Below are 26,856 nucleotides of genomic sequence, written 5' to 3'. Positions count from 1 at the left end.
GAAGATGCTAGGTCGTTTCATCAAGGGACCGAGTGAGACCCGGGCGCAGCAGGAGCCGGCGCCTGTAGCAGTGCTGCCCAGCGTTCCGTCTCCGGCGACGCCGGTCGCCGAGGGCGCCGACGCTTTCCTGACGCTCAAGGTCGAGCTTCATCGCCACCTGATCGATCGGTTCAATCTGACCGCTCTTGAAAATGCGTCCAAGGATGAGATCCTGAATGAGATCCGTCCAATCGTTCGCGAATTCGTTCGGAATCGAAACGTGCCGCTGAATGCCCGCGAACTCGATCAGCTGACCAGCGACACGGCCGACGAGATGCTGGGGCTCGGGCCGATCGAGCCGCTGCTCAAGGACGATTCCATTACCGATATCCTGATCAACACCCACAAACGCGTCTTTATCGAGCGGCGTGGCTTGGTCGAAGAGACGGCAATCCGGTTTCGTGATGAGGCGCATTTGCTGCGCGTCATCAACAAGATCGTCTCCGCCATCGGCCGCCGCGTCGATGAATCGTCACCGATGGTCGATGCGAGGCTTGAGGATGGCTCGCGCGTCAACATCGCCGTGCGGCCGATCTCGGTTGACGGCCCGCTGGTGTCGATCCGCAAATTCTCGAAGAATCCTTATTCGCTCGAACGTCTGATGGCGCTCAACTCGATCAGGCAGCCGATGATCGATCTGTTGCGCATCGCCGTGCAGGCGCGCAAATCGATCCTGGTGTCAGGCGGCACAGGCAGCGGCAAGACGACCTTGCTCAACGCGCTGTCGAGCTACATCCCGTCCAGGGAGCGCCTGATCACCATCGAGGATGCGGCGGAACTGCAACTGCAGCAGCCGCATGTCGGCCGGCTGGAGACACGCCCGCCCAGTGTCGAAGGGAAAGGCGAGGTTCGGCAGCGCGAGCTGGTCAAGAACGCGCTGCGCATGCGTCCCGATCGCATCATCGTCGGCGAGGTGCGCGGCGAGGAAGCCTTCGACATGCTGCAGGCGATGAACACCGGCCACGAAGGCTCAATGACCACCATCCACGCCAACACCCCGCGCGATGGGATCTCGCGGCTGGAGCAGATGGTTGGCATGGCCGGGATGCCGATGACGCACGAGTCCATCCGGGCGCAGATTGCTTCGGCCATCGACATCATCGTGCAGACGCAAAGATTGTCGGACGGCGGCAGGCGCGTGACATCCATCTCGGAAATCACCGGAATGGAGGGCAATGTCGTCCAACTCCAGGAAATCTATCATTTCGTCCGGCGCGATGTCGCCGCCGACGGTACGATCATCGGCGAATTTCGCGCCACCGGCGTCAGGCCTAGATTTGCGGCGGAAGCGGCAACACTGGGGCACCATTTCGGCAAGGATGCCTTCAATCCGCAGGTTGCGCTCTGATGCCGTCCGGCCAGGCATTGCTCTATTTTATCTACGCACTCGCGGCGGCGTCGGTCATCCTCGCCGGCGAGGCCCTGTACCTTTCCTATTCCGGTCGCCGTGCGGCGGTCGGCGCCATCAATCGTCGGTTGAGGCGATTGACCGACGAAGTTCCGGCAGAACGGACTTTGCAAAACCTGCTGCGCGAGCGGGGGCTGTCGGAATCGGGGGACTTTCTTTTTGGGCTGGTCGCACTGAACAGGCTCTATACGCAATCCGGCATCACGGGAAACCCACTGACATTCGCCGGTATATTCATCTGTGCCGGGTTTGCATTGGCGCTGCTGCTGTCGTTCGTCTTCCACATGTCGGCAATAGTGGCATTCATTGTATTCATGATTGTCGGGTTTGCGTTGCCCCTATTCATGCTTCGCCGCGCGCGCAGAAAACGAATCTTGAAGTTCGCGACGCAACTGCCGAATGCTCTCGACATGATCGTGCGCTCGCTGCGCGCCGGACATCCGGCCTCGGTGGCCATTGGCCTTGTGGCGCGCGAGATGCCTGATCCCCTGGGAACGGAATTCGGCATCGTTTCCGACGAGATCACCTTTGGTCTGAGCATTGAGCAGGCCGTGCGAAAACTGTCTCAGCGGGTCGGGTTCGAGGGCCTTCACCTGCTTTCGATATCGCTATCCATTCAGTCCAAGACCGGCGGCAATCTTACCGAAATCCTGGCCAATCTGTCCTCGGTTCTGCGTGAGCGCCAGAAGTTGCGAATGAAGATCAGAGCGCTTTCGTCCGAGGGGCGGGTCTCGGCCTGGATCATCTCGCTGTTTCCAATCGTGATGTTCTTGATCCTTCAGGTCCTTGCCCCGTCCTATTATGGCAAGATATGGCACGACCCGATGATTTTGCCCGTGTTTGTGGGCTTCGGCGCATGGGCTCTGTTGGGCGACTACATCATGTATAGAATGGTCAACTTCGATTTTTGAGGAGCGTGCGATCAACCTGTTTTCCAACACCAACGACCTGAGCTTTCTGGTCTCCGTCGCTGTTTTCGTGGCCGCGGTGGCGCTTTTCCTGTTTGGCGCGCTTGTCTTCTTGCCGGCCCTGCAGACGCGAAAGCTCATTGCGAAAAGTCTCATGGGCGAAGGTGCGGTTGATCCTCGCTCGCTCGCGGGTCAGGAACAGTTGGTCAAGATCGCGGCGCAACGGCCGGTCGACGCATACTTTCGAACGATGGAGAAGGAGCGCCAGGAGCCGAGTGCGCTTGAAGCAAAGCTCTTCCGCGCCGGCTTCTACCAAGCGAGCGCCCCATTGATCTATACGCTGTCGCGACTCGGCGTGGTCTGTTTCGGATTCTTGGTTGCCTACGCACTTCTGCCACGCGTGTTGCCACCGCATCTGCCCGGGTTCGTAGGCCTTGCCGGCTCAGCCCTGCTAGGATTGGCGTGCATAGTGATTCCGGCCATTCTGCTCGATCGCTTCGAGAATGCCCAGAAGGAAACCTACCGCCGTGGGTTCCCGGATTTCATGGACATGATGATCACCTGCGCCGACGCCGGCATGAGCCTGGAGGCAGCAGTCGAGCGAGTTGGCTCGGAGTTGGCTGGCACCCATAAATGGTTGGGCATCCAGCTTGCGATCATGAATCTCCAACTGCGGGCGGGAAAGCCCTTGCGCGAGGCGCTGCGTGAACTCGCGGACCGCATTGGGCTTGAAGAAGCAAGGTCTCTAGCCGTACTGTTCCGGCAATCGGAAGAACTGGGCACTAGCCTGACGGACGCGCTGCGCGTCTACAGCGAAGAGATGCGAGGCCAGAGGATTCTGACCGCGGAGGAAAAAGCCAACTCACTGCCCGTGAAAATGATGATTCCGTTGGGGCTGTGCATCTTTCCGGTCGTGCTGATGGTCATCATGCTGCCGGTCATCATCCGGATGAAGGGCCTTTTCTTCTAGTTACGTGTATGCTTTGGTCCTAATGTGAGTCGGGGGACGCTCGAGGGGAACTGTATGAAACGGGTTATCGCTGTCGCAGCCTGCCTGTTGACGGTCGTCCTTGCCGGTTGCCAGACGGACCCCACCGACGGTGTGGTCCGCACCAACGAGCCGTCGAAGGGTGATGTGACGTCTTTCGGCGATGCTTTCGACGGGCTGAAGACGGTCGCCGATGTCGAATATCACGCCTCGGACCAGGCCGTGGCCGAAGCCAAGAACCAGTTCCGCGCGGAAAACTATGGCAATGCTGGCGCCTTGTTCTTCAAGGCGACGCAACTGTCCCCCAATGACGGCAACGCGTGGATGGGGTTGGCTGCCTGCAGCGACCGGATCCACCGCTTCGATCTCGCCGACCGGGCCTATGCCCGAGCCCTCAAGCTGGTTGGCCCGACGGCGGAATATTACAACAATGTCGGCTATTCCTACCTGCTGCGCGGCAAGCTGCAGAATGCACGCAGCAATTTCCTCAAGGCCTACGAACTGGCGCCCAAAGATCCGACTGTCGCCAACAATCTGAAGCTGCTGTCATCCAGCGTGCAGAATATCGAGCGCTAGCATGCTGCTGGTCGAATCGCTGCTGCTGAAAGCACTCGCGATCCCGCTGCTGGCAAGGATTGCCTGGATCGACTTCACCACCCAGAAGATCGCCAACCGCGACGTGCTGCTGCTGCTCTGCCTGGGGGCGGGGAGCCTGCTGCTGCTGTCGCTCCAATCCGGATCGTGGTTTGAGATGGGGCTGAGCGCCATGGCCGGGCTTGTGTTGTTCGTCGCGCTGCTCCCGTTCTGGGTGCTACGCAAGATCGGCGCCGGTGACGTCAAGTTAATGGCTGTCGTGCCTTTCCTGATCGGTGGACGCGATTTCATTGTGTTTTCAGTGCTGCTCCTGGTTCTCTCCCTCGCCACCGCGGCGATTGTGAAAAGACCCTTCATGCTGCCTGAGGGCGCTTTTCGGCTCATTATCCAGCATTTGGACCGCAAGGGCGTGGTGCCATTCGGAGTGCCGATCTCGATAGCCGCGATCTGTACGATAGCGTTCCTGATCTACAAAAGTTTGGTGCTGGCGACCAGCACTGGAATTCTGAATCAGCTTAACTGAACCTTGAGCTTAGATAGCCAGCAAAATGGCCGTATACCTCTATATTAGCTTGTGCTAACGTATAGCGGTCGCAGCCCAAAACACCCCAAACGACCCCCCGGTGCTGCGATTACCGAGCGCCGGCAAATATGCGCTCACCAGACTCTCCAGTTTGCCGGCGCTCGGCCCCCTCGGGGTGACGACGCGGGCGTTGCAGCAACGCTTTGCGCCGCGTGGGTTTCGTTTGCAATTTGGACAGACAAAAATCCAACATAGCGAGCCGCCAAGGCATATTAGTTCATGCTTGCATTGATGTCCAAAAACTGGAACTGTTCGTGCGGGGTAGAAATCATGCGATGGGGCGAAAGACAACCGGGTTGATTCTTCCCGGAATCTTTCGAGGGCGAATGTATTTTCCACAGTTTCTGGTGGGAGCAACGGCGGCGTTGGCCGTCATCTTTGGCTGGATCTACAGCGTCACGGGCTCGTTTTGGGTCTCGTTGGCGTGGACAGTCATCAGCGCCGTCGTGCTGCAGGTGGGGTATTTCGCCTGCCTGCTCGTCATGATTTTCCGCCGCGTCGATGAAGCGACCGATGCCGATCGAGCGGTTCAGAAGAAGCCCGACGGAGCGTCTCCCGCCAAACACGACGGTATCTCGTTCTAGAGCAATTCCCTCAGGGAAAGCGCCGCGCGCTTTTCCCGGGAAAACCGTTTCACACCTTCCTGGAATAACTCCAACCCAGTCATGGTTTGTCGTGGCAAAGCCGGGCGGCAGAATCGCGATTACTTCGTGCTGTCTTCACCAAAGCTGTCTTTCATCGCGCGCAGGATAATGACGGCCGAGGCCGCTCCCGGATCCATGTGCCCCAGGGATCGTTCACCCAGCCGTGCCGCCCTTCCGCGGGCAGCGACCATGGATCGTGTCGAATTTGCGCCGGCTTCCGCGGCCTCCAGGATGCTGCTCCACATTTCCCGGCTTCCGGCAGCGCGGGCACGTGCACCGACGGCTGCTTCCGTTGCTGGGATCCAGGCATCCAGCATCGTCTTGTCGCCGCGCTGCCCTTTGCCGCGCTCCTTGATGCCGGTCGTCATGGCCTCGACGATCGCCGCCTGGTCGGCAGTCGAGAGGCGTTCATCTTGCTTGAGGGCCTGTGCTGCTCTTCGGAACGCCGTCGCATAGAGCGGCCCCGTGGAGGCGCCGACCGCATCGAGAAAGGCCGATGCGGCAGAGGTGAAAACGTCCGACGCGAGCATGTGGTCGAGGTCGAGCTTGGCCAACTCGGCGTTCACCGCCATGAAGCCGAGCGACATGGTGATGCCATGGTCGGCATCGCCGATGGCGCCATCCAGATCCGAGAGGTGATCCTTCCCCGCCTCGATCGCAATGGAGATGCGATAAAACATCCTGCTCAGGCGTCGCGCCGCATTGTCCGACATCGTGTTCCTCCCAGTTCAAGCAGGATGCGACCCATCGTCGATCGGCGCATACTCGTATCTCAGCCGACCCGCAGGACGGCCGTATCGCAAGGATGATGCAACAGGTCCGTCAACTCGTTGTCGAGGTGCAAGACCGTTATCGACGCACCGACCATGTCGAGCGATGTGCAATAATGCCCCACCCAGTTCGCCTCTATGGTGATGTCCTTGGCGCTCAATCGCTGCGCGACGCGCCTGAACAGGATGTAAAGCTCCATCAGCGGCGTGGCGCCGAAAGAATTGATCAGCACCGCGACACGGTCGCCCGCGGCCGGCTTCATCTCCGAAAAGATGCGGTCCATGATCCGGTCCGTGATCGCGTCGGCGCTCATCATCCTTTCGCGGATGACGCCGGGCTCGCCATGGATGCCCATACCGATCTCGATGTCGTCGGGGCCGATTTCGAAATTGTGGCGACGGGTCTGCGGCATAGAGCAGGGCTCCAGCGCAACGCCCATAGTGAAAGTCCGTGCGTTGGCCTTGCGCGTCACGGCCTCGCAGGCGTCGAGCGACAAGCCGCGGTCGCAGGCAGCGCCAGCGATCTTGAACATGAAGAAGTTGCCGGCAACGCCGCGGCGGCCCTCCCTGTCCTCGATCGGCGACGAGGCGATGTCGTCGGTCGTCACCACCGTGCGGACCTCGATGTTTTTTTCCGCCGCGATCTCAGCCGCCATTTCGAAGTTCATCACGTCGCCGGCATAGTTGCCGTAGACGAACAGCACGCCTTGCCCGCCCGATGCGGCATTGGCGCACTGGAAGATCGTGCCGGGAGGCGGTGACGAAAAGATGTTGCCGACGGCCACGGCATCGGCGAGCCCCTTGCCGACATAACCGAGAAAGCAGGGCTCGTGCCCTGTGCCGCCGCCGATCACCAGCCCGACTTTCCCGGGCCTCGGCCCGGTGCGGGCAACGAGAGCACGATGCGAACCCTTGATCGGCTCGATATAGGCGGCGTGGGCCCTCACCACGCCGTCAAGCATTTCCTCCACGACATCGTCGGGGTCGTTGAGGAACTTCTTGATATGGGTGCGGAAGTTGCTGGGCAAAGCCACGGCGTTGTCGAGCCTTGGGCGCTGCGAGAGCTTCTGGTCGAGCTCCGTCACGCCGTCGGCATTGAGGATGCCGCGGCCGGTGGCGGCGTCGGTGATGAGCACGTTGACGTAGCCACCGCGCAGCGCGGCAAGGATTGCCGGCACCTTGTCGAAACCGCCGGCGACCGCAATGCGCAGGCCGATGGCCTTCAGCCTGTCGAGCGATATCCCGATCGTACGGTCGTCGAGCGGGCCGGCCACAGGTTTGCCCTGTCCGTCTATGAAGCGGCCGGCGACGACACCCACGGCATCCTTGGCGAGGTATTGTTGAAGGGGGACCGATTCGAAGAAGCCGCTGGTGTGGATCGTTGAGTTCGGGCGCAGGGAAGAGATGCCGAAAAGCGCCTTGTTGGCTTTGGCAAGCGCCTCGAACTGGCTTTCGATCAGCGTCTCGCGCAACAGCAGGTCGCGAACCTCGGCCGTCGAAACGATCGCTGGTGCGGTGATGTTGATCAGCTTCCCATCCACGGCGCCGGCGATGGCGGCAGCGCACAGTTCCGGCGTATAGGCAAAACTCGCACGAGTGCCTCCGGTCGCCTGAACGACGGTGACGTCCTGGAGGCTGGGCACGGAAGCCTGCTCCCCGATCGCCAACACAGTTCGTCCCCAGGCAACGGCAAGCGTGTCACCGGATTTCAAAAGCTTGGCAAGCGCCTGCGCCGCAGCCCCGCCAAGACGATCGATCAGCGGGCGCGCATTGTCGTCGCTTGGCACGACCAGGCAGTCATGCAACCCGAAGTGACGCTTGAGTTCCTGCGCGATCGAGAGCGAACTCAGCCGTGACGGCTCGAGCGAAATGTTGACGATCCCGCGGGCGCGGGCATCGGCCAAATAGCTGTTCACCGTCGCCCGCGAAATGCCCATGATGTCGGCGATATCGCCTTGCGTCATGCGATCTTCGTAGTAGAGCCAGCAGGCCCAGACGTAGGGGTCGTCACCGTAGCGCAGCGGGATGGGTTCGGTGCCGGCCTCGCCGTTCTTCCGCGCCGATGATGCCTTGACGGTCATGCTGCCTGGTTTCCCCGAATCCAAAATCGGTCGCCAAGATGAGCGCAAACGGGCGAACTCTCAATCTTGCTCCGGATCATGCTCCAGCTTGCTCCCGGCTGGAAGATCAGCCGGGAGCCATTGCTCGGGAGGAGCATTCTTCAAAATTCAACGCACCGCGGTCGCGGACAGCTGCAGTTTCTGCTTGGCGCCGAGCGCCAGGGCTTTCAGGATCAGCGCGCAGGATGTGGCGCCGGCGTCGAGGACGCCGAGCGAGCGCTCACCCAGGCGGCTGGCGCGGCCGATCTTGGCCACAAGGTCCTTCGTGCCGTCGCGGCCTTTTTCGGCTGCGGCAACCAGGGCATCCAGCGCGTCCGGAAATGGCTTCCCGTCGGCGTTGGCGCTGTCGAAGGCGTCGATGGCCGGGACGAGCGTGTCGAGAAGCGTCTTGTCGCCAACCTTGGCCGACCCGATGGCCTGGATGCCGTCGAGACCATTGGTGAGCATCGTGCTGAAAGTCTTCGCATCGATTGACGATGAGTGTTCGATCGTCTCGGCGAATTGCGTGAACATGACACCATAGAGCGGACCCATGGAACCACCGATCTCGGTCATCAGCACGGTGCCCAGCGTATCGAAGGCGGTGGCCAGCGACATGTCGTTGCCCCTGATCCTCTCCGCGGCCATGCCGAAGCCTTTGGCCATGTTGACGCCGTGGTCGCCGTCACCGATCTTGCCGTCGATCTCGCTCAGATAGGCCCGGTTTTCGATGATCCTGTCGGCCACCGAAAGAACGATGTCGCCAGCGGAAGCGTTGTCAAAATGCTGCATTCGCCTGTCTCCTAGAACCTTGCGGGACAATCGACATCGACATCCAGTAACCTTTTCAGTTCGGCGTCGAGCGCCATGACCGTGAGTGTGGCGCCGACCATTTCCAACGAGGTGAAATAGTTGCCGATATAGGTCTTGTGGATGCTCAGCCCGCGTCCGGTGATCTCCTGTTCGATCGTGTCGTTGAGGATGTAGAGTTCGTTGACCGGCGTTGCGCCGAGGCCGGACACCAGCACCGCAACTTCCGTTCCGGCTGCAAGGTCATGATCATCGAGGACGATTTTGACCATCTCCCGCGCTATCTCGGCGGCGGGCTTCAGCGGTTCGACCCGGACACCCGGTTCACCGTGATGACCGATGCCGACTTCCATCGTGCCGGGCTCGATCGAGAAGTTGGGGTGCCCCACGGCGGGCAGCGTGCAAGGGCCAAGGCCAACGCCAATCGAGCGGCAGTTGTCGATCGCCGTTTGCGCTGTCGCCCGCACGTCCGCGAGACCAGCACCTTCCGCGGCCTTGGCGCCGGCGCATTTCCACATGAAGATCTCGCCGGCAACGCCTCGGCGCTTGTCGCGTTCATCCGGCCCTGCCGAGCACACATCGTCGTTGGCAACGACGGTTGCGATGTCGATGCCTTCCTTGGCCGCGAGTTTGATGGCCATCTTCACATTCATGTTGTCGCCGGCGTAGTTGCCATAGAGGCAGACGACACCCTTGCCGCCATCTGCCTCCCGCGCGGCGTCGAGGAAGCTCTTTGCCGTCGGTGACGAAAACAGCTCGCCGACCGCAACCGCATCCAGCATGTTGCGTCCCGTATAGCCGATGAAGGCAGGCTCGTGGCCGGAGCCACCCCCGGTGATCACGCCGACCTTGCCGCTGACCGGCGCATGACGGGCGACGATGACACGGGGATTGCCGCCAAGCCTGACGATATCGGCATGCGCCTTGACGAAGCCCTTGACCGTATCCTCGACGACCTCGTCGGGATTGTTGATAAACCGCTGCATTGTTGCTCCAATCCTGCGCCGCTCAGATTATGGTGTAGCCGCCGTCGACCAGAAGGTCGGCGCCGTTGATCATGTCGGCGCCGTTCGATGCCAGGAACACCGCTGCGGCGGCTATTTCTTCCGGGAAGGCAAAGCGGCCGGTCGGGATGCGCTGCTTCAGCGCCTCGCCGCGCGGCCCGTCCCATGCCTTTCGGCCAAGGTCGGTCAGCACCACTGTCGGCGAAATCGTATTGACCGTGATGCCATGCTTGCCCCATTCGGCGGCAAGCGTCTTGGACAGGCCGATGACACCGAATTTCGAGGCGCAGTAGGCGACGTGCTGGTCGATCGCGACGGTGCCGGCCTGTGAAGCCATGTTGATGATCTTGCCGCCCTTGCCGGCTTTGATCAGGGCGCGTCCGGCCGCCTGGGAGACGAGGAACGTTCCCTTGAGATTGATGGCGATGGTCTTGTCCCAGGCATCGAGGCTGAGCTCCTCGGCCGGAGCAAGGATGGCGACGCCGGCGCTGTTGACGACGATGTCGATATGGCCGAAAGCCGCTTGCGCCGCAGCAAACACGGCCTCTACGGATTTCGGATCGGACACATCGCAGACGAAGAACTTGGCACCGTTGCCGAGTTCGTCGGCCTTCGATTTCGCAACCGATTCATTGATGTCGATCACTCCGACGGTGGCACCCTTCAAGGCAAATGCCGATGCAATGGCACTGCCGATGCCGGAGGCACCGCCGGTGATCAGGGCGACTTTGCCGCCAAGTGAAAAATTGAGATCGACCTGTATTGAATCAGTCATGGTTCTCTTCCCGGCCTGTTGGAAAGTGGGGTGTACAAGAGGGCACACCCCACGGCTGAATTACTTGCGTGTCGCAAGAAGCTTGTCGACGTTTTCCGCCGTCACCGGCGTCCACGGCACATTGTAGATCTTCTCCTTGCCGCCCTTCCACGGCATGTCCTTGTAGGTTGCCCAAATGTCGGACTGGGGTTTGTAGTCACCCTTCTTGGCATTGAAGATGGCGAGATCGAGCGCCCCTTGTGCCTGGGCACGTGCGTCCTGAAGGATCGACGTCATCTCGCCGTTCTTGACGGCGTGGAGCGCGTCGGTGATGCCGTCGATGCCGGCAATGGCAAAGCTCTTCGTATCAAGGCCGGCGGCCTTGATCGCCTCGATGGCGCCGAGGGCCATTTCGTCGTTTTGGCCAATCACGCCATTGATCTGCTTGGGGTGGGCGGTGAGCCAGTTTTCCATCAGCGTCTGGGCTTCAGCGCGCGACCAGTTCGCCGTCTGATCTTCAAGGATCTTGACATCCGGGCACTCGGCAAGCGCCTTCTTGTTGCCTTCGAGGCGAGAAATCTGCGCCGACTGACCGACCGGCCCCTCAAGAATGACGACGTTGCCCTTGCAGCCAATCTTGTCGAGCACGGTCTTGGCTTCCATGTAGCCCGAGATCGTGTCGTCGGACCCGACATAGGAGGCCAGGAGATCGGAATTGACGCGGGTGTTGGAGCCGACAACCGGGATGCCGGCATCGGCGGCCGACTGCACGGCGGCCGCGCCTGCATCGACGTCAATCGGTGCGAAGATGATCGCATTGTACTTCTGCGTGACCATTGTCTTGAACTGGTCCTGCTGCACTAGGGCATCATAGCGGCCGTCGAAAACCGTCAGTTCGACTTCACCGCTCTTGACGGCAGGGTGCTCCTGAAGCGCTGCTGCCCAAATTTGCATGAACTCCGCATTCAACCCGTAAGGTGCTGCCCCGATCTTGATCTTCTCCTGCGCCATGGCCGACGAGGCCAGCAGCGCGGTCGCGGACGCGAGCGCTATCATCAATGTTTTCATTTCGTACCTCCACTTTAAGTGAGCGACCGACATGGTTCGCCTATCAACGGACACGCGGTGTGCAGGTCCGATCCCGGAGGGGCTTTGGGTCCGATGCTCTAAGCCCCGTAGTTTCTCTTCTGATCAAGCATCACGGCGCCAACGATCAGGGCGCCCTTGAGAACTTGCTGGTAGTAGGATTGGATACCCATCAGATCGAGGCCGTTGTTCATGACGCCGATGATCAGCGCGCCAATCAGCGTGCCTGTCACCCGGCCCACCCCTCCCGAAAGACTGGTTCCCCCGATCACCACCGCGGCGATCGCGTCCAGCTCATAGGCAATACCGGCCTGGGGCAGTGCGGAGCCGGTGCGGGCGCTGAGCAGCATTCCGGCGAGGCCGGCAAGACCGCCGGAGACGACATAGACGACGAACTGTATGCGGGTAATGTTGATGCCCGAGGTTCTGGCGGCGTGGGGGTTGCCGCCGACGGCATAGATGTAGCGGCCGAAGCGGGTCCGGTTGAGGATCCACCAGGAGACGGTAAACACGACCGCCAGAATGACGACCGGGGCCGGTATGCCAAGGATGTCGCCTGTGCCGATCCAGCGAAACGCCGGCGTCAGCGCGGGAACAGGCCGGCCTCCGCCATAGATGAGGGTCAGTCCGCGTGCGGCCGACAGCATGCCCAGCGTCGCCACAAAGGCCGGCACCGAAAAGCGCGACACGATCACACCCGAAACGGCGCCGCAGGCAACGCCGACCAAAAGACCGATGCCGAGGCCGAAGACGACTGGATAGGGTGAACCGGAAATCCCGGCGGTCGCGGACGTGGTCACGAAACTGGCGCTGATGAGACCGGCAAGCGCGACCACGGAGCCGACCGAGAGGTCGATGCCGCGGGTCAGGATGACGAAGGTCATGCCGATGGCGAGGACACCATTGATCGACGTCTGCAACAGCACGTTCGAGATGTTGCCGGCTGTCAAAAAGAACTCGTTGGAGACCGACAGAACCGCAACCAGGATCAGGAAGGCAAAGAAGATGCCGTATTCCTGAATCAGCAGCCGGCGTTGCTCCGAACCGAGCCAGCTTTTTGCGTTCTCGTTGTTTCCAACCGACATCATTGACTCCTCTGCCGCCGGACGAACACCCTGTCCCTGCTCAGGTTGATAGGTGGACGAGTGATTGGGCATCCGTTTCCTCCCGGCTGTAGATCCCGGCGCTCTTGCCGGCGCGCATCACCATGATGCGGTCCGACATGCCGAGAACTTCGTCGATTTCCGACGAGATCATCACGACCGTGCCGCCGGCGGCGGCGAAGTCACTGATGATCCGATAGATTTCACGCTTGGCCCCGACATCGACGCCGCGGGTCGGTTCGTCCAAAAGCAGGACCTTCGGGTTGCGAAGGAACCATTTTGCCAGCACCACCTTCTGCTGGTTGCCGCCTGAAAGGCCGGAGACCGGCATCGTGTCGCGCGCCGCCTTGATCTGGAATTTTTCCCGCATGTCGCGGCTTGCTTGCGCCTCCCGCGGCCGATCCATGCTGAAGGCGGGGCTCATTTCCGGCAGGCTCGCCATGCAGATGTTGGCGCGCACGGAATCGGAGAGATTGAGGCCGGTCAGCTTGCGGTCTTCGGTGACCAGCGCCAGCCCGTGCGCCATGGCATCGGACGACTTGGAAATAGTGACCTCGGCACCGTCGAGCTTGATGCTTCCTGCCGAAGGCTTGTCGAGCCCGAAGAGGCAGTTGAAGATCTCGGTCCGTCCGGCCCCCATCAGGCCGTAAATGCCGAAGATCTCACCCTTTCGTGCGGTGAACGAGATATCCTCGATCTTGTTCGGGCACGTGAGCGCGGTAACCTCGAGAACGGTTTCCAAGGTGGGCGTGTTGGTCTTGATGTATTCCTCGGACAGTTCGCGGCCGACGATCATGCGGATCAGGTTGTGCCGATCGATGTCTGCAAGCGCCCCGCTGCCGACATAGGCGCCGTCACGGAAGACCGTGTAGTAATCGGCGATCTGGAAGATCTCCGACAGCCGGTGAGAAACGTAGACGATACCGCGGCCCTGGGCCTGCAGGCGGCGGATCGCGGCAAAGAGGTGCTGCGCCTCCCGCTCGCCGATCGCCGATGTCGGCTCATCCATGAAGATGACCTCGGCGTCGTGGCTGAGCGCCTTGGCGATCTCGACGAGCTGCATCTGCGCGACCGAGAGGTTCATCATGTATTGTGTGGCTCGAATATCGAATTCGAGATCGTCCAGCAGCTTTTGCGCGGACCTGTTCATCGCGCGGAAATCGATGCCTCCGAACCGCGCGGAAGGCTCGCGACCGAGGTAGATGTTCTCGGCAACCGTCATGTGAGGGACAGGGCTGAGTTCCTGTTCGATAATAGCGATGCCCGAGGCCAATGCGTCGGCCGGGCTTGCGAACTCCACATCCTTGCCGCGACGGCGGATTGAGCCGGCATCGCGCTTGAAGATACCCATCAGTATCTTGAGGAAGGTCGACTTGCCGGCGCCATTGCCGCCGCAGAGCGCGTGAACCGTGCCGCCGCGAAGTTGAAAGCGGCCCTCGCGCAAGGCTGCGACGCCACCAAAGGACTTCTTCAGCCCTTCCACCTCGAGCAAAAATTCCACGTCGGCTCTCCTCCCAAGGGCACTCGACACCCCTCCTTGGTGCGAGCTGATCGACACGAATGATCTCTGTTCTTGGCGTCGATTTTTACAATAGTCGATTAGCACTCGACAAATGTCAAGCTGCGGGCGAAACTATGAATGCCAACCGTTGGCCGCGGATGGAATGCACCCGCTGACGCCCAGGACCCAGGCGTCAGACGGCGCATCCGCGGCACAACTCAGAATCTGAAAGGAAGTGAGCCCATGAAGATCGCTATCGGCGCCGACAGTGCGGGAAAGCCGCTTCTGGATGTGATTGCGGCGCATCTGGCCGGAAAGACCGGCATAACGCTAACGGATTTCAGTCAGCCGGGCTTTTACGCAGACATAGCGCAGACGGTTGCTCGAAAGGTGCTTGAAGGTGAATTCGACCGCGGTTTGCTGTTTTGTGGAACCGGCCTCGGTGTTTCGATTTCCGCCAACAAGGTGCCGGGCATACGCGCCGCACTGACCCACGATACCTACTCGGCCGAACGGGCCGCCAAGTCCAACAATGCTCAGATCATCGCGATGGGCGCGCGTGTGATTGGCCCGGAACTGGCGAAGGCGATTGTCGACAAGTATCTGGCGTCCGACTTCGATCCCACCGGGCCTTCGGCCGAAAACGTCAAGGCTGTCGATCGTCTTGATGAGATCAAGCGCTAGAGAAACGAAGGGCCGCGCGCGAATTCTCGTGGTTTGGGATCAGTAGGTGGCGCGGCCGCCGGAGAGATCGAATACCGACGCGGTGGTGAAGCTGTTCTCCTTCGAGACCAGCCAGGCGACCATGCTTGCCGCCTCTTCGACTTCGAGGAACCGCGCGCGCGGGATCTTGGCCAGCATGTAGTCGATATGTTCCTGTTTCAACTGGTCGAAGATCGGCGTGCGCGCCGCAGCCGGCGTGATGCAGTTGACCGCTATGTCGTAGCCGGCAAGCTCCTTGCCCAGTGACTTGGTCAGCCCGATGACGCCTGCCTTGGACGCCGAGTAGGCCGAAGCGTTGGGGTTGCCTTCCTTGCCTGCGATCGAGGCGATGTTGACAATGCGGCCGTAGTTGCGCGCCTTCATGGCAGGCACGACAGCGCGGTTGACGTGAAAGGTTCCGTTGAGGTTGATATCGATGACGCGCCGCCAGGCATCGAGCGGATACTCTTCGAGCGTGTGATTGGGCCCGGCTATCCCCGCCGAATTGACCAGGATCGAGACGGCCCCGCTCTCGCTTTCGGTGCGGGCGTGCGCCGCAAGCACCGCCTCGGCATCGGTGATGTCGACCAGGACGCCCTTGGCTGCGTCCCCGAGGCCGGCAACGGCCACCTCCAGCCCTGCCTTGTTCATGTCCCACAGGCTCACCCTTGCGCCCGATGCGACCATCCGCCTGGCAAAGGCCAGGCCCAGCCCTTGCGCTCCGCCGGTAACGACGGCGACCTGTCCTTCAAGATCGATTTTGTTCATGGCGTTCAATCCCTGGCGATCGATATGCAGCCACACGACCGCACGCCCGATTTCGGCATGGAAATCGCCGACAGGGGCACTGCTGAAATCCCTCGTCTAACGTGGCGGCCTGACGCTTGCTTTGTGCGGGCGGGCAGCATCGACATCTTCAGGCAGCCGAGCCCGACGTCAATGGTGTAGGGAGGGCAGTTCCGTAAATGTGCTACGTGTTGTGATACAAATCTGCCGCGCGCTCTTCGGGTTGAGGCCGACGCCGCTGCCAGAAGGCAGTGTCCCACCGCGCGGCGGCGGCATAATGCACGCCGAGCGCGGAGACGTAGTCGGCAAAGCCCTGCGAGGCGATCATCGCGTAGCGCGTGCGTGCGAGGTCGTCGCGTCCGTCGACCATGTCCGACGCGGCATAGGCGGCGAGAATCCCTGAGCGCAGCGCATGCACGATCCCGCGCGACGACAGCGGATCGGCGGCGAACAGGCAGTCGCCCGCCGCCACCCAGCGCTCACCCGCGGCCGGATCGACGGTGGCCGTTCCCGCCGATTTCACCAGCATTGCGGTTTCACGCGCGCCAGGAGGCAGAAGCGGTGCGATCAGCCGTGTTGCCGCCAGTGCGCGGTACCAGGATTCCGGATCGCGCAGGCCGCTGCCCAGGTCAGGATCGGTCAGGCACGCCACCACCCGGCGTCCGCCGGGCAAGTCGGCGCTATACCACCAGCCCTCCGGGCGCGCCTCGATGACCATGCGGCAATCGCCGGGCGCGCGGTCGAAGAAGCGGGTGTATGCGGCGAGGTGGCCGTGCACCCGAAGCTTCGCGCCGAAGGATCGCGCCAGCCGCCAACTGCGGCCGGTCGCCCAGATCACGGCGCCGGCGATAATGTCCCCATCGGCGAGCTTGAGCCGCCAGCCCTGGCCCTCACGCGCCGTCGAACGCACGTCGCACCCAAGTCGCACTTGCGCGCCTGCCGCCGCTGCCGCCTGCACCAGAAGCCGATCGAACCGTGCCCGGTCGAGTTGCCAGCCGGCGCCGTGGGCGGAGAATATGCTGTGCCGCTCGTCGAGCGCCTCGCCGGCCCATGCCGAAACGACCGCGCGGTTCTCCACGAAAGCCGCAGCAAGGAACGGCGTCCAAACGCCGAGCTGGCGTAACAGCCCCTGTGCTACCGCCGCCAACATCTCACCCGGTTTTATCAGCTCGTGCAGCCCCGCTTCGAACAGCACCACGCGCCGTCGGGGCGCGTGACGGCGCAGCATCAGCGCTGCCGCGGCACCCGCCGGCCCGCCGCCGATGACGACGAAGTCAGCCTGCTCGCACGGCATAGAAGGATGCCACCACCCCTGCCGGGTTCGTGCTGCCGCCATCGCCCGAATGCGGGATGGTGCGCACCACCGAGCCGACGATCGCGGGCACTTCCAGCCGGTCGGTGCTGTCGGGCCAAACCGGCACAAGCCAGCCGATATAGTCGTAGATCCACTGCTCGCCGCCGACCACGCCCTTGCCCTGGAAGCGGACCTGCATCGGCGAACCGTAAGCGAAGCTACCGCGCAGATCGAGCGACCATCCCGGCCCGCCGATCGTTCCCGCAAGTTCGGTGACGGACTGCTCCGCAATGGCCAGCGTGCCTTCGCCGAACAAAAGGTCGTTGGCCGCCTTGCTGAGATCGGGGTCGTTGTTGAAGCTGCGATAGGCCCAGTTGCCGACAAACGGATTGGTCACGGTCATTCTCCCGAATCTTCGACGCAGATGTATTTGATTCCGGGCGAGGGCTGATCGAGCCCGCCCGCCGGATTGCGGACGATGAAGCCGAGCTTCGACCATTCGGTCACCATCTTGAGGTCGCCGGCAAGCGTCTGCGGAATGCCGCGCGCCCAGTTGCGGAACTGGAAGTCCTTGCCGACGGGATAATAGGCCTGCATCGGCCGATGCGCCGGCCACCATAAGGTCTCCCACACGCGCCGCTCGCGCTCCATCAGCGTGTTGCCGACGCTGTCGGGATAAAGGACGTTCCATTCCTCGTAGGTGACGTCGATCGTCTGGGTGGAGCATTCGTTGAAATCGGCCTGCCATGGCAGCCCGCTGAGCTTGGTCAGGTCGCCGGGCTGCAATCCCAAATCGAGGTCGCTGCCTTGCGACAGCGGGTCGGAGGCATAGGCGATATAGCCTTCCTCGCTGACGCCCGCTCCCCATCGGTTGGCGTTCTCCTGCGCCGCGGTCAGCGCAAAGCCGTACCATTCAGGGTCGGCTTTGATCCGGTAGGGCTCGCGCCAGATCGCCGGATTGCGGATGATCCACGTCACCTCACCGCCTGGGCAGAAGGCGCCGCCGAGTCCGTTCGACAGCACACCCTGGTCGAGACCGCGTCCGCCCGGCACGTTCCAGTCCTTGTAGGGCTGCCAGGGATCGATCGCGGGGGCGAAGCCTGCATCCACCTCGTCAATGAAGATGCCCGCCGCCCATTGCCGCAGCAGGAACAGTTGCGTGTCGGTCAGCCGCAGGAACTTGCTCACCATCTTGTTGGTGATCGGATTGTCGCCGGCAAGCAGCGGCATCAGTGGCAGGTGATAGGTCCGCGTCGCCGGATTGGCGTCGAGCCGGAACAGGTTCTCCTCGCCTGGCTTGCGCAGCAGGTCGAACAGATACTGCCGCGCGGAACGGCCGGGATCGGTCGTGGCATCCTTGGCCGCGGCAGCGAGCGCGCGCTCGAGCAACTGGCCGGAACGGTATTCGAACGCCAACCGGCGGAGCGCAGCCTCGATCGGCTCGTCCGGATCGGTGGTCCGGTCTGGTTCGCCGGGCTCCTGCCGCGACGAGGCCCGGGCGAGCGTCAGCATCCGTTTGCGCGGCGGCGCGGCGGCCGCGGCGATGCGCTCGATCACGCCGGTGATCTCAGCATCGAAGGCGCTGCGCGCCTCGGCATAGGCCGGCTCGGCCACTGTGTCGTTGTCGGCGAAGGTTTTTTGCCAGCGCGCGGCATAGCTGCGCGGCGTCTCACCATCGTCGGGCGGGCAGACCGCGGCGGTGAAAGTCGCCGCTGCAGCCCTCAGCGTGGCGGCGGCATCGCCAACCACGGCATCGGCAGCCGCGCCCGGCGCCTGCGTTGCATCGAGCAGCATCAGGCTCGGTTCCACCGCTGCCTCGAGCAGCCTTCCGCCGACATGGTCGTCCTTCGCGCGACCTTCCTTTTGCGCCAGCGCACGCGGTGCGATGCGTGGCGGAATGCACAGGCGATAGGGATCGAACGTGCCCCGGCTCGACTGGTTGTGCGGGAAGTTGGATTGCTGGAGGATGTTGGTGAAATAGGAGAATTCGTCGGCGCGGAAAATGATCGGCCAGATGTCGCGCCAGAACCAGGGGCGATAGGCCGGGTTCCACTCCACCGGTCCTGCCTGCCAGTGCAGCAAGGCCGCCGTGTCGGTCGGATCGATCTTCTGCGGCGCGTCAAACGTTCCCGCGGTGCCGTACATGTCGGTGCGATAGGCAAATTCCCGGATAGACATGTCCTCGACCACGTCCTCCAGCGTGATCATGTCGAGCACTTCCGGCGCGTAGCGCGGATACCCGACCAGCACCCAGGCGGGATATTCGACATCGATGTAGCGCAGCGCCTGGACGCGCTCCTCCATCATCACCAGACGCGCCATCACCGGCCCGTCGGAGATATCGTCGAACCACCCGTCGCTGTTGGCGTAGGTCTCGATGCGCGGATGGCCAAATCCGCTGAGGAACGAGCCGCTGTTGCCGTGTCCGCCAAGCAGCAGCAGCCGTCCGCTGTCGTCGGTCATCATTTCGCCCAGCGTGTCGATGTCGTTTGGCACCATCCCTGTCGGCGGGAAGGTGACGGCATAGGCGGGGTTGGTGTCCCGCCCGAAGCTCGCCTTTCGCCGCGCGGTGCAGTCGACGGCTTGCGGGCCGGCGTCGATGATCAGATTCTGCCGTTCGACCGGATCGGTGATGCCGGCATTGCGCAGCGGCGCGTCGGCGGCATAGCCCGCCTCGCCGCGCAGTCCGTCGAAGGTGAACCATGCCGCCTTCTTGTTGGCGAGCTGAACGCGCCACTGGATATCGACCAGCTTGCCGCGGTTGCCGCCACCTTCGACATGGTCGCCGATCTTCAGCGGACTGCCCTGCGGGTTGGCCTCGTCATAAACGAAGATCTGGAAACGCGCAGCCTGGCGCTTTATGCGGCCCTTGCTGTCCTTGAAGTGCTTGATCGGCGTATCGCCTTTCGCGGCATTGCCGTTGGCGTCGCATTCGATCGGCAACTGCGCGGGCTTTTCCGGCGAGATGCAGAAACCCTCGGGGCTGTCGCCGAGCCGGGCGATGCCGACGGCCGGGTGGATACGATAGACTGTTGGGTCGGCCATTTGATTTCCCCTCGGTGCCTGCGCCGGCCGTGTCTTGTGTTTTCAATCGAGAAAGTTGAGCGAGACCCCGTCCAGCCGCAGCAACTCGCGGTCCTCCTCATAGGAGGCGCCGATCACGACCAGGCTTACTGTCAGGCTGGTGGCACCGGCCGCGATCAGCCGGCGTGCCGCGCGCGTCACATCGATGCGGTGGTTGCGCGGCGTGTTCATGCTGCGCTCGCGTAGATCGAACTTGCGGTTCTCCGCTGGTGGAATTTCGCAATGCCCGGGCCCGCCAAAACATTCGCCGTGGCCAAAGATTGCCGCATAGCCGGCATAACCCGGCAGGTTGAGCGGCGTGCTGGCATCGGCATCCGGCGTGTTGAGAAACACACGGATGAAGCAGGAGCGCGGCAGCTGCGGCACGCGGTGCAGCCGCACTTCCGCCGAGCGGAAGCTCTTGGTCGCTTCGGGCACCGCGATCGGCGCCGAAACGAAGCGTCCGACCGGACTGGTCAGCCCGACCGGCATGAGGCATCCGCCACGAACATATTCATAGCCGAAGCGGTTCATGTCGAGCGTATCGCGCACCGCGTAGCTCCACGGCGTCAGCGCGGAATCGAGATCGGCGGGCAGGCCGTCGGGATGGTCCTGCTGCCAGCGCCACCAGAGCCGGTCGATATTGGCGTGCACCGGCCAGAAGATCGGGTCGTAGGACGCGGTCAGGTTCGAGAACATGTCGCCGAACTGCGGCTCGGAGTAGAGGTCATCGCGCTGGTGGAACTTGCGTCCGGCAACGCGTACCGCGCTGTTGCGATCGGCGGGCGCGCTGGTCTTGAACGCAGGGTTCATACCGCCGGTCCAGATGTGCATCGTGTTGTGCGGATTCTGGTCCAGGAAGCCGAAGCTGTCGACATAGAGGCTGCCACCGCCGAAGTCGCGGAAGGTGCGCAGGCTGAGGATCTCGTCGATGTCCTCCTGTGCCGGATAATGATAGTGGATGACGGTGTTGATCGTGCCTTTGCCGAACTGGCTGGAATAGCGCAGCGGATACCATAGCGAATTGGCCTCGAGCAGCGCGTCGATCAACCGCTTGCGATTCTCTCCCTCCACATAGTCCTTGCCGCAGGCGCCGCTGACCGCGTCATAGGCCTGCGTCGGATTGGCCCACAGCTGACCCGCCAGCGTGCCGATCTTGGCCGGGAAACCGTGATCGCGCAGGAAGCGCACCGAGGCCTCGGTGAGGAAACCCTTGAACGCATCGGGAAGGATGGCGCCGTTGGCCGGATCCTCCGGCTTGTAGCGCGTAGCCGGGAAATCCCACCACGGCATGGTCACATCCGGGCAGAAATCCTGCAAAGCCTGTTCGAATTCATAGAGATACACGCGATGCCACGGCAGGAAACGTTCCCAGCCATGCTGACAATGGTTCTGGTGGATCAAGGCCAGATTGTTGTAGCTGCGTTTGTCGCCGACCCATTTGTTGAGCTTGTAGAGCTCACGAAAGGCATAGCGCAGCCGCTCCTTTTGCGCGTCGTCCAGCACATCGACATCCGTGCGCTGCCGCAGCTCGCCCTTGGCGAAGCGCCATGCCGCCGGATCGGACGCCGCGCTGAAGACCGGGCCGGCAATCCCCTTGACCTCGACGCGCGCCTCGGTCGCCACGCTGACCTCGCTGGCGAGCGCAATCGAACCGATCAACGCGCCGGGGCAGCCCTCCTCGATCCACGTCTCGATCCGGTCTATGTCTTCGTCGGCGACCGCCGTCCCGCCCCAGGGCAGGCGAGGGAACTGCTTACCGTCGAACGGCGGCAGTCCGCGCAAGCCCCGGATCAGCGCCGAGCGCGCGCCGCGCCCCTTGGCATCGCTGGTGCCGCAACAGGTGGTCGAGAGCGGCGCGATCAGTGGCATCCCGTGCAGCTGCAGTGCCAGGAACTCTGGCAGCGTCAGTCCCGTCAGGCTGCCGGGTCCCCCGGTGCCGCCGGCCGTGGCGAGGATCGCCTCCACATCGCTCCAGGTGAACGGCGCGGCGGGCATTGGCTGCGCCTTATTTGTGGCCATCGTGGCCATCCATCTGCATCTGCATCGCGCCGCTCTGGGTGATGTCGCCCACCTGATCAGGCAGAACCACGGCAACGTTCTGCATCATACCCTGGTCCTCATGATCGAGGATGTGGCAGTGCAGCACGTACTCGCCGATGTAGCGCTCGTAACGGGTACGGACCTTGATCGTGTAGATGCCCGAGAAGCCGGCCGGCAGGGATTGCGGGATCAGGCTCTTGATCCACAGCGTATCCTTCCACACGCCCTTGAGCCCGGCATATTGCGGATCGTAGGGCTCACCGCCGGCATCGTCTATTGCGCCCGGTGCGCTGACGTCCTTGCCGTTGGGATCGATGATCGAGACGATCTGGAACGGATTGACGTGGATGTGGAACGGATGACTGACGAAGTGTGACTGCAGCGTCCATTCCTGCGCCTTGCCCAGCGGCAGCGAGCGGTCGATGCGGGTCGGGTCGTAGGGCTTGACGTCGGCCGTGTTGAGCGTGTTCCCGACCTCGAACTTGGTGCTCGGCCCCGTCGTGTCGATGAAGAAGGTCAGCTCCTGCGTGCCGTTGCCCTTCACCTCGTCGTCGGTGACGTCGAGATGCGGCGTGAAGCTGGTGAATTTCATTCCGGCCTTGAGATCGGCCACCACCGTCGCTTTGACGTTCGCCGGCATGTTGGCCTCGGCCAGGGCGACCAGCTTGCGATTGACGTAGGTTTCCACATTGTCGACCGCCGTTCCCGGCGCGACGTCGACCAGTGCGAGCAGTTGCGGTCCGACATCGAGCCCGTTGACCACACCCGATTTTGGTGCCGAGGAGTCGATCACGCAGTAGCGTCCGGCGTCTGGAAAGACGACCAGCGCGTCAAAGCGATAGCCGGGCTGGAAGGTTGCAAGCTTGGTCGGCTGCGCCGCCGCCATCGTCAGCCCGTCGGCCGCGACCAGCGTATAGGGCACGGGTGTGGTGCTGCACGTATCCTTGATGAACGCCGCGTTGGTGTCGGCATTGAGCAGCGTTTTCACTCCGGGCTTGAGCTTGCCGTCAAGCACCTTGAAAAATTGCAGGCTGATCGTGTCGCGGACGCCGGCATGGACCATCCGCCAGCGCTCGATCTGGCCCTGCGTCGCCTTCAAGGGGTCGTTCGGATTGAACACCCTGCCATTGAGCGAGGTATAGCGCCCCGATGCCGGCCATGTGCCCGGCCCGAACTGGTCATAGCCCTCGATGCCGCCGACATCGCCCGGATCGCAGAAATAATGGCCGTTGATGTCCTGCTTGATCGGGCCGAGCTCTCCGGGCTTGGCCGCCGGCGCGCGGCAGGCATACTGGATCTGTTGCATCACCAGCACCCGCTCGGGGATCGCCGAGGTCGGGATCAGCGTATCGATGTCGCCATGCGTTGTCGGGGTCGGGAAGCGGTTGCCGCGGATGATCAGCGCACCGGCCATGCCGCTCGACACCTGCAGCGCCGTCGAGCCGTGGCGATGGGTGTGATACCAGAACGTACCGGAAGGATGGTCCGACGGGATGTTGTATTCGTAGGTGAACTGCGTTTGCGGGTTGATCGACAGCAGCACGTTGTCGCTGTTGCCCGACGGGCTTACCCACAGCCCGTGAGTATGCAGATTGGTGCCGTTGAAGCAGTGGGGGATGTCGGGCATCTGGCCGCCGGGCATACAGCCGGGGTCGCCGGGCTGCGGCCCTGCCGGCAACTGATTGTCGAGGGTGACGCGCACCGTGTCGCCCGGCACTGCCTCGATCGTCGGCGAGACATAAGGAGCCTTGGGATCGACGCCCTTGCCGGTGTAGCCGCGCAAATGGACCTTGTCGTAGCCGCCAGTGGACGGGTTGTAGATCTGGTTGTCGATATACTCGATCTTGAGATTGAGCAGGCGGTCGCCACGCACCGGCAGCGTGTTTCCGGGCAGTGGCACAGCGGGTGCGAGCTCCGTCAGGGCCGGCTTGGCGATCGGCGCGCGGTCATCCTGCAGCACAGGTGGATTGAGGATCTCGGCCGCCGCGGGCAGCACCGCGATCGGTACCAGGCTGCTGGCGAGAAAACCCAAGAGAAATCGCGCACGCGCCATCGATCCACCAAGCGACATGGGGCCTCCCTCATACTGGCTGTAGACTTCGATCCGTAAGCATAGTGCGCCCGATCCGGAAATCTGTCTAGCTTGCAAAGCCATAAAATCTAAATTTACTTCCAACAAAACTGTGATGGCGCACTTAAGAACTTGCTTATACGACTCACGGTCAGCTCATTTCAATATTGCTCTATTTTTAATCAGTTTAGGTGCCGATCGGTGGCGGAGCATCACCGCGAGGATCACAGCGTCTGCAATGTCACCGTCGGGGCGGCAGTCACCACCTTGGGGACGCCGCTCAGGACGGAGCCGCTGCCAAAATAGGCCACGAACAGCACCGAGGTTCCCCAGTTGAACTCGAAACTGTAGCTGTTGCCGCCGGCCGTCGCGTAGTAACCGGCCGGGGCCGGTGTCGGGTGGCCGGGCCCGGTATCGCCGTACTGCGAATTCAGCGCGATCGCATAGGCATTGTTGCCTTTGGTGTCCTGCGGGCCGCCGATGAAAGCGAACAGGCAAAGACCGGCCGAATTCGCCTGGAAGCCCAGCTGCATGTACTGCGGCAGCGTGACCGCTTTCAGCGTGGTGTCGATGACCGGGACGGCGTCGCCGGTGGTCGGCAAAGGCGTTGGCGCCGCGCCGCCCATGCCCGGCCCATAGGCCGCGATCCAGATTGGCGTGTTGGTGTTCACGCTGACATTGGTGATGTTCAGATTGTTGGCCTGCCAATTGTTGATCAGGATGGTGGGCTGCAAGGCCAGCCCCGGCGCCAGCAGGAATTGCGGCTGGCTGCTGCCGCTGGTCAGCGCCAGCTTGCCGGCATTGTTCATCTCGGAAGCATTCTGGAAAGCCAGGATCATCGACCCGTTGGGGGTCTGCGGCATCGCCACGCTGTCGCGCACGGCAAGCTCCACCGGGGAGCCATCCCAATTGTCCGTCGCCAGGGATTGACCCAGAATGTTGAAGTCCGAAGGTGGCATGGCTTCCGTCTCAGAGAGCGGCCAAGATGGCGGAAAGGCGGACCGGTGCAGAGGTCTACAAGGATTGCAGCAGGGTCGTCACCGGCGTTGCGGTCTGCGGCGAGAGATTGACCACGTAGACTATCGCCGCCCCCCAACTGAAGGACATCGTGTATCTGTTGCCGGCCGCCGTGGCGTAAAATCCGTCCGGCGGAGTGTTCCCGGTCGGCGGTCCGGTGTCGCCGCTCGGGGCGTTGAGCGCAATCACATAGGCATTGTTGCCCGACTGGTCAGGCGGTCCACCGACCACCGCGACCACCTGCTGATTGCTGGTGCTCGAGCTGAATTCAAGCTGCATCCAGTTCGGTGTCGTTATCCCTTGCACCGCCTGGCGCATCGCCAGCTGGACAGGTGTGCCGCCCACGAGCTGGCCTGGCTGCATGCCGGGAATGCCGGGGCCGAAGGCCTGCACGAAGATGGGGGTCGCGGCATTGAGGCTGGTGTTGGTGAGGGTCAGGTTGTTGGCCTGCCAGTTCGCCGTCAGCACGCTGATCATCCGCGCCAGGGCCGGAACCCGAACGTTCGTTGGCGCGCTGCTGCCAGAGGTGAAGGTAAGCCTGCCCTCGTTGTTCTGCTGTGACTGGTTGAAGTAGCCGACGATGAGGGAGCCGTTGGGCGTCTGCGGCATGGTCACGCTGCCACGGACCGCCAGTGTCTGCGGCATGCCGTTCCAGGTCGCGTTGACGGTGCCCGCTGCGATGAAGTCGTGCATGTCAGGATGTCCTCTTTGCACCCGCGTTGTCGCGGGAGCCGGCGGCTTGCGCTTCCGGCTCCCGCGCTTCGATCACAGAGACAGCAGTTCCGCCGTCAGCGAGGAAGCCGTCGAAGGCGACATGTTCGCCACGTAGACGACCGAGGAACCCCAGTTGAATTCGAAGGAGTAGTTGTTGCCGCCCGTCGTCGCGTAGTAGCCTTGTGGCGCCGCCGTGCCGGTGCCCGGGCCGGTGTTGCCGGACGGCGAGTTCAGCGCGACAGCGTAGGCGTTGTTGCCTGACGCATCCTGCGGACCGCCGACAACGGCGACGATGATCAACTGGCCTGTATTCGTCCCGAGGGTCAGCTGCATCCAGTTCGGGGTCGACGTTCCCTGGGCGATGCCGCCTGGCTTGAGCGTCAGCGCGGTGTTGATGGCCAGCGCGACCGGCTTCTGGCCGGGCAGTCCAGGACCGAAGGCCTCGATCCAGATCGGCGTCGCGGTCGCGACGCTGACATTGGTGACGGAGAGATTGTTGGCCTGCCAGTTGTTGACGAGGATGTTCGGCTGGGAAAGCAACGCCGGAGCTGTCAGGAACGACGGTGTCGAACTGCCCGAGGTCAGCGCCAGCTTGCCGGCATTGTTCAGGGAGGCGGTGTTCTGATAGGCGAAGATCATCGATCCGTTGGTCGTCTGCGGCATCGCCGCGCTGTCGCGGTAGGCCAGCGTCAGCGGCGAGCCATCCCAGTTTGGGTTAGATGCGTTTGCACCGAGAATGTCGAATTTTGCGGTCGTTGCCATAATTTCCCTCGCGGTTTGCGGGTTTCGGACTGTCGTTCTTGCAGGCGAATTCCAGAGCGGCGGACTTGAAGTCGAAGCGTGCCGTCGCTCGATCGTTTTGTTTCAACATCGGA

24 protein-coding genes are annotated in these 26,856 nt (G+C 62.4%); 7 read left to right on the top strand and 17 right to left on the bottom strand.

The window, feature by feature from the left end; genetic code table 11:
* Positions 1-4: 4 nt before the first annotated feature.
* The 6 genes from AC1D2G_RS27965 (at position 5) to AC1D2G_RS27940 (ending at position 5,104) form a co-directional block, all read left to right on the top strand.
* Positions 5-1,387, top strand: a complete 1,383-nt coding sequence (locus AC1D2G_RS27965) for a CpaF family protein (RefSeq protein WP_477400091.1) — start codon at positions 5-7, stop codon at positions 1,385-1,387.
* Positions 1,387-2,358: a type II secretion system F family protein gene (locus AC1D2G_RS27960; protein ID WP_477418099.1), complete on the top strand. Its 972-nt coding sequence runs from the start codon at positions 1,387-1,389 to the stop codon at positions 2,356-2,358. The genes AC1D2G_RS27965 and AC1D2G_RS27960 overlap by 1 nt, the downstream gene beginning before the upstream one ends.
* Before the next feature lie 16 nt (positions 2,359-2,374).
* Positions 2,375-3,325 (top strand): type II secretion system F family protein, encoded by a 951-nt coding sequence (locus tag AC1D2G_RS27955; RefSeq protein ID WP_477398394.1) that lies wholly within the window; start codon positions 2,375-2,377, stop codon positions 3,323-3,325.
* A 54-nt stretch (positions 3,326-3,379) separates the two neighbouring features.
* On the top strand, positions 3,380-3,919 hold the full coding sequence (locus AC1D2G_RS27950; protein ID WP_477398388.1) for a tetratricopeptide repeat protein: 540 nt from the start codon (positions 3,380-3,382) through the stop codon (positions 3,917-3,919).
* 1 nt (position 3,920) lies between these two features.
* Complete coding sequence (locus AC1D2G_RS27945) at positions 3,921-4,460, top strand: prepilin peptidase (protein WP_477398386.1); 540 nt, start codon at positions 3,921-3,923, stop codon at positions 4,458-4,460.
* A 335-nt stretch (positions 4,461-4,795) separates the two neighbouring features.
* Entirely contained in the window at positions 4,796-5,104 is a 309-nt protein-coding gene (locus AC1D2G_RS27940; protein WP_477398384.1) for an exopolysaccharide production repressor protein, read from the top strand.
* 119 nt (positions 5,105-5,223) lie between these two features.
* Here the strand turns inward: AC1D2G_RS27940 and dhaL (AC1D2G_RS27935) are convergent, their stop codons facing one another.
* The 8 genes from dhaL (AC1D2G_RS27935) to AC1D2G_RS27900 form a co-directional block, all read right to left on the bottom strand.
* Positions 5,224-5,877 (bottom strand): dihydroxyacetone kinase subunit DhaL, encoded by a 654-nt coding sequence (dhaL, locus tag AC1D2G_RS27935; RefSeq protein WP_457154300.1) that lies wholly within the window; start codon positions 5,875-5,877, stop codon positions 5,224-5,226.
* A gap of 59 nt (positions 5,878-5,936) precedes the next feature.
* Positions 5,937-8,015 (bottom strand): bifunctional sugar-binding transcriptional regulator/dihydroxyacetone kinase subunit DhaK, encoded by a 2,079-nt coding sequence (locus AC1D2G_RS27930; protein WP_477418097.1) that lies wholly within the window; start codon positions 8,013-8,015, stop codon positions 5,937-5,939.
* A 147-nt stretch (positions 8,016-8,162) separates the two neighbouring features.
* Positions 8,163-8,825 carry a dihydroxyacetone kinase subunit DhaL gene (gene dhaL, locus AC1D2G_RS27925; RefSeq protein WP_477418095.1) on the bottom strand — a complete coding sequence of 221 codons (663 nt, stop codon included), beginning with the start codon at positions 8,823-8,825 and terminating at the stop codon, positions 8,163-8,165.
* 11 nt (positions 8,826-8,836) lie between these two features.
* Positions 8,837-9,829: a dihydroxyacetone kinase subunit DhaK gene (locus AC1D2G_RS27920; protein WP_477225499.1), complete on the bottom strand. Its 993-nt coding sequence runs from the start codon at positions 9,827-9,829 to the stop codon at positions 8,837-8,839.
* A 22-nt stretch (positions 9,830-9,851) separates the two neighbouring features.
* The gene (locus tag AC1D2G_RS27915; protein WP_477418093.1) at positions 9,852-10,622 is read right to left on the bottom strand and encodes an SDR family oxidoreductase; all 771 of its coding nucleotides are present in this window, start codon (positions 10,620-10,622) and stop codon (positions 9,852-9,854) included.
* A 60-nt stretch (positions 10,623-10,682) separates the two neighbouring features.
* Complete coding sequence (locus AC1D2G_RS27910; RefSeq protein ID WP_477418092.1) at positions 10,683-11,669, bottom strand: substrate-binding domain-containing protein; 987 nt, start codon at positions 11,667-11,669, stop codon at positions 10,683-10,685.
* A 98-nt stretch (positions 11,670-11,767) separates the two neighbouring features.
* A complete protein-coding gene (locus tag AC1D2G_RS27905; protein WP_477418090.1) occupies positions 11,768-12,772 on the bottom strand; it encodes an ABC transporter permease in 1,005 nt (334 codons plus the stop codon).
* A gap of 40 nt (positions 12,773-12,812) precedes the next feature.
* The gene (locus AC1D2G_RS27900; RefSeq protein WP_477418088.1) at positions 12,813-14,291 is read right to left on the bottom strand and encodes a sugar ABC transporter ATP-binding protein; all 1,479 of its coding nucleotides are present in this window, start codon (positions 14,289-14,291) and stop codon (positions 12,813-12,815) included.
* Between the two features lie 243 nt (positions 14,292-14,534).
* On the opposite strand from AC1D2G_RS27900, the gene derI reads away from it, so the two are divergent.
* Complete coding sequence (gene derI, locus AC1D2G_RS27895; protein WP_477418086.1) at positions 14,535-14,975, top strand: D-erythrulose-4-phosphate isomerase; 441 nt, start codon at positions 14,535-14,537, stop codon at positions 14,973-14,975.
* Between the two features lie 39 nt (positions 14,976-15,014).
* Here the strand turns inward: derI and AC1D2G_RS27890 are convergent, their stop codons facing one another.
* The 9 genes from AC1D2G_RS27890 to AC1D2G_RS27850 all read right to left on the bottom strand — a co-directional run bounded on the left by AC1D2G_RS27890 (position 15,015) and on the right by AC1D2G_RS27850 (position 26,743).
* A complete protein-coding gene (locus AC1D2G_RS27890) occupies positions 15,015-15,761 on the bottom strand; it encodes an SDR family NAD(P)-dependent oxidoreductase (RefSeq protein WP_477418084.1) in 747 nt (248 codons plus the stop codon).
* Positions 15,762-15,963: 202 nt separating this feature from the next.
* Positions 15,964-17,073 (bottom strand): NAD(P)/FAD-dependent oxidoreductase, encoded by a 1,110-nt coding sequence (locus tag AC1D2G_RS27885; protein ID WP_477418082.1) that lies wholly within the window; start codon positions 17,071-17,073, stop codon positions 15,964-15,966.
* Positions 17,054-17,476, bottom strand: coding sequence for a hypothetical protein (locus AC1D2G_RS27880; protein ID WP_477418080.1), 423 nt, complete (start codon positions 17,474-17,476; stop codon positions 17,054-17,056). Before AC1D2G_RS27880 ends, AC1D2G_RS27885 begins: the two co-directional genes overlap by 20 nt.
* Complete coding sequence (locus AC1D2G_RS27875) at positions 17,473-20,118, bottom strand: LodA/GoxA family CTQ-dependent oxidase (protein ID WP_477418078.1); 2,646 nt, start codon at positions 20,116-20,118, stop codon at positions 17,473-17,475. Before AC1D2G_RS27875 ends, AC1D2G_RS27880 begins: the two co-directional genes overlap by 4 nt.
* A 42-nt stretch (positions 20,119-20,160) precedes the next feature.
* The gene (locus AC1D2G_RS27870) at positions 20,161-22,158 is read right to left on the bottom strand and encodes a tyrosinase family protein (RefSeq protein ID WP_477418077.1); all 1,998 of its coding nucleotides are present in this window, start codon (positions 22,156-22,158) and stop codon (positions 20,161-20,163) included.
* Positions 22,145-24,250, bottom strand: a complete 2,106-nt coding sequence (locus tag AC1D2G_RS27865; RefSeq protein WP_477418075.1) for a multicopper oxidase family protein — start codon at positions 24,248-24,250, stop codon at positions 22,145-22,147. Before AC1D2G_RS27865 ends, AC1D2G_RS27870 begins: the two co-directional genes overlap by 14 nt.
* A 224-nt stretch (positions 24,251-24,474) precedes the next feature.
* Positions 24,475-25,209 carry a hypothetical protein gene (locus AC1D2G_RS27860; RefSeq protein WP_477418073.1) on the bottom strand — a complete coding sequence of 245 codons (735 nt, stop codon included), beginning with the start codon at positions 25,207-25,209 and terminating at the stop codon, positions 24,475-24,477.
* Positions 25,210-25,264: 55 nt separating this feature from the next.
* Entirely contained in the window at positions 25,265-25,960 is a 696-nt protein-coding gene (locus AC1D2G_RS27855) for a hypothetical protein (RefSeq protein WP_477418072.1), read from the bottom strand.
* Positions 25,961-26,032: 72 nt separating this feature from the next.
* Positions 26,033-26,743 (bottom strand): hypothetical protein, encoded by a 711-nt coding sequence (locus AC1D2G_RS27850; RefSeq protein WP_095088479.1) that lies wholly within the window; start codon positions 26,741-26,743, stop codon positions 26,033-26,035.
* Between the last annotated feature and the right edge of the window lie 113 nt (positions 26,744-26,856).

It is taken from the genome of Mesorhizobium sp. P2_C7 (genome assembly GCF_056404515.1).
The sequence above is the reverse complement of the archived record's forward strand: the minus strand, read 5'-3'. Positions and strand labels throughout refer to the sequence as shown.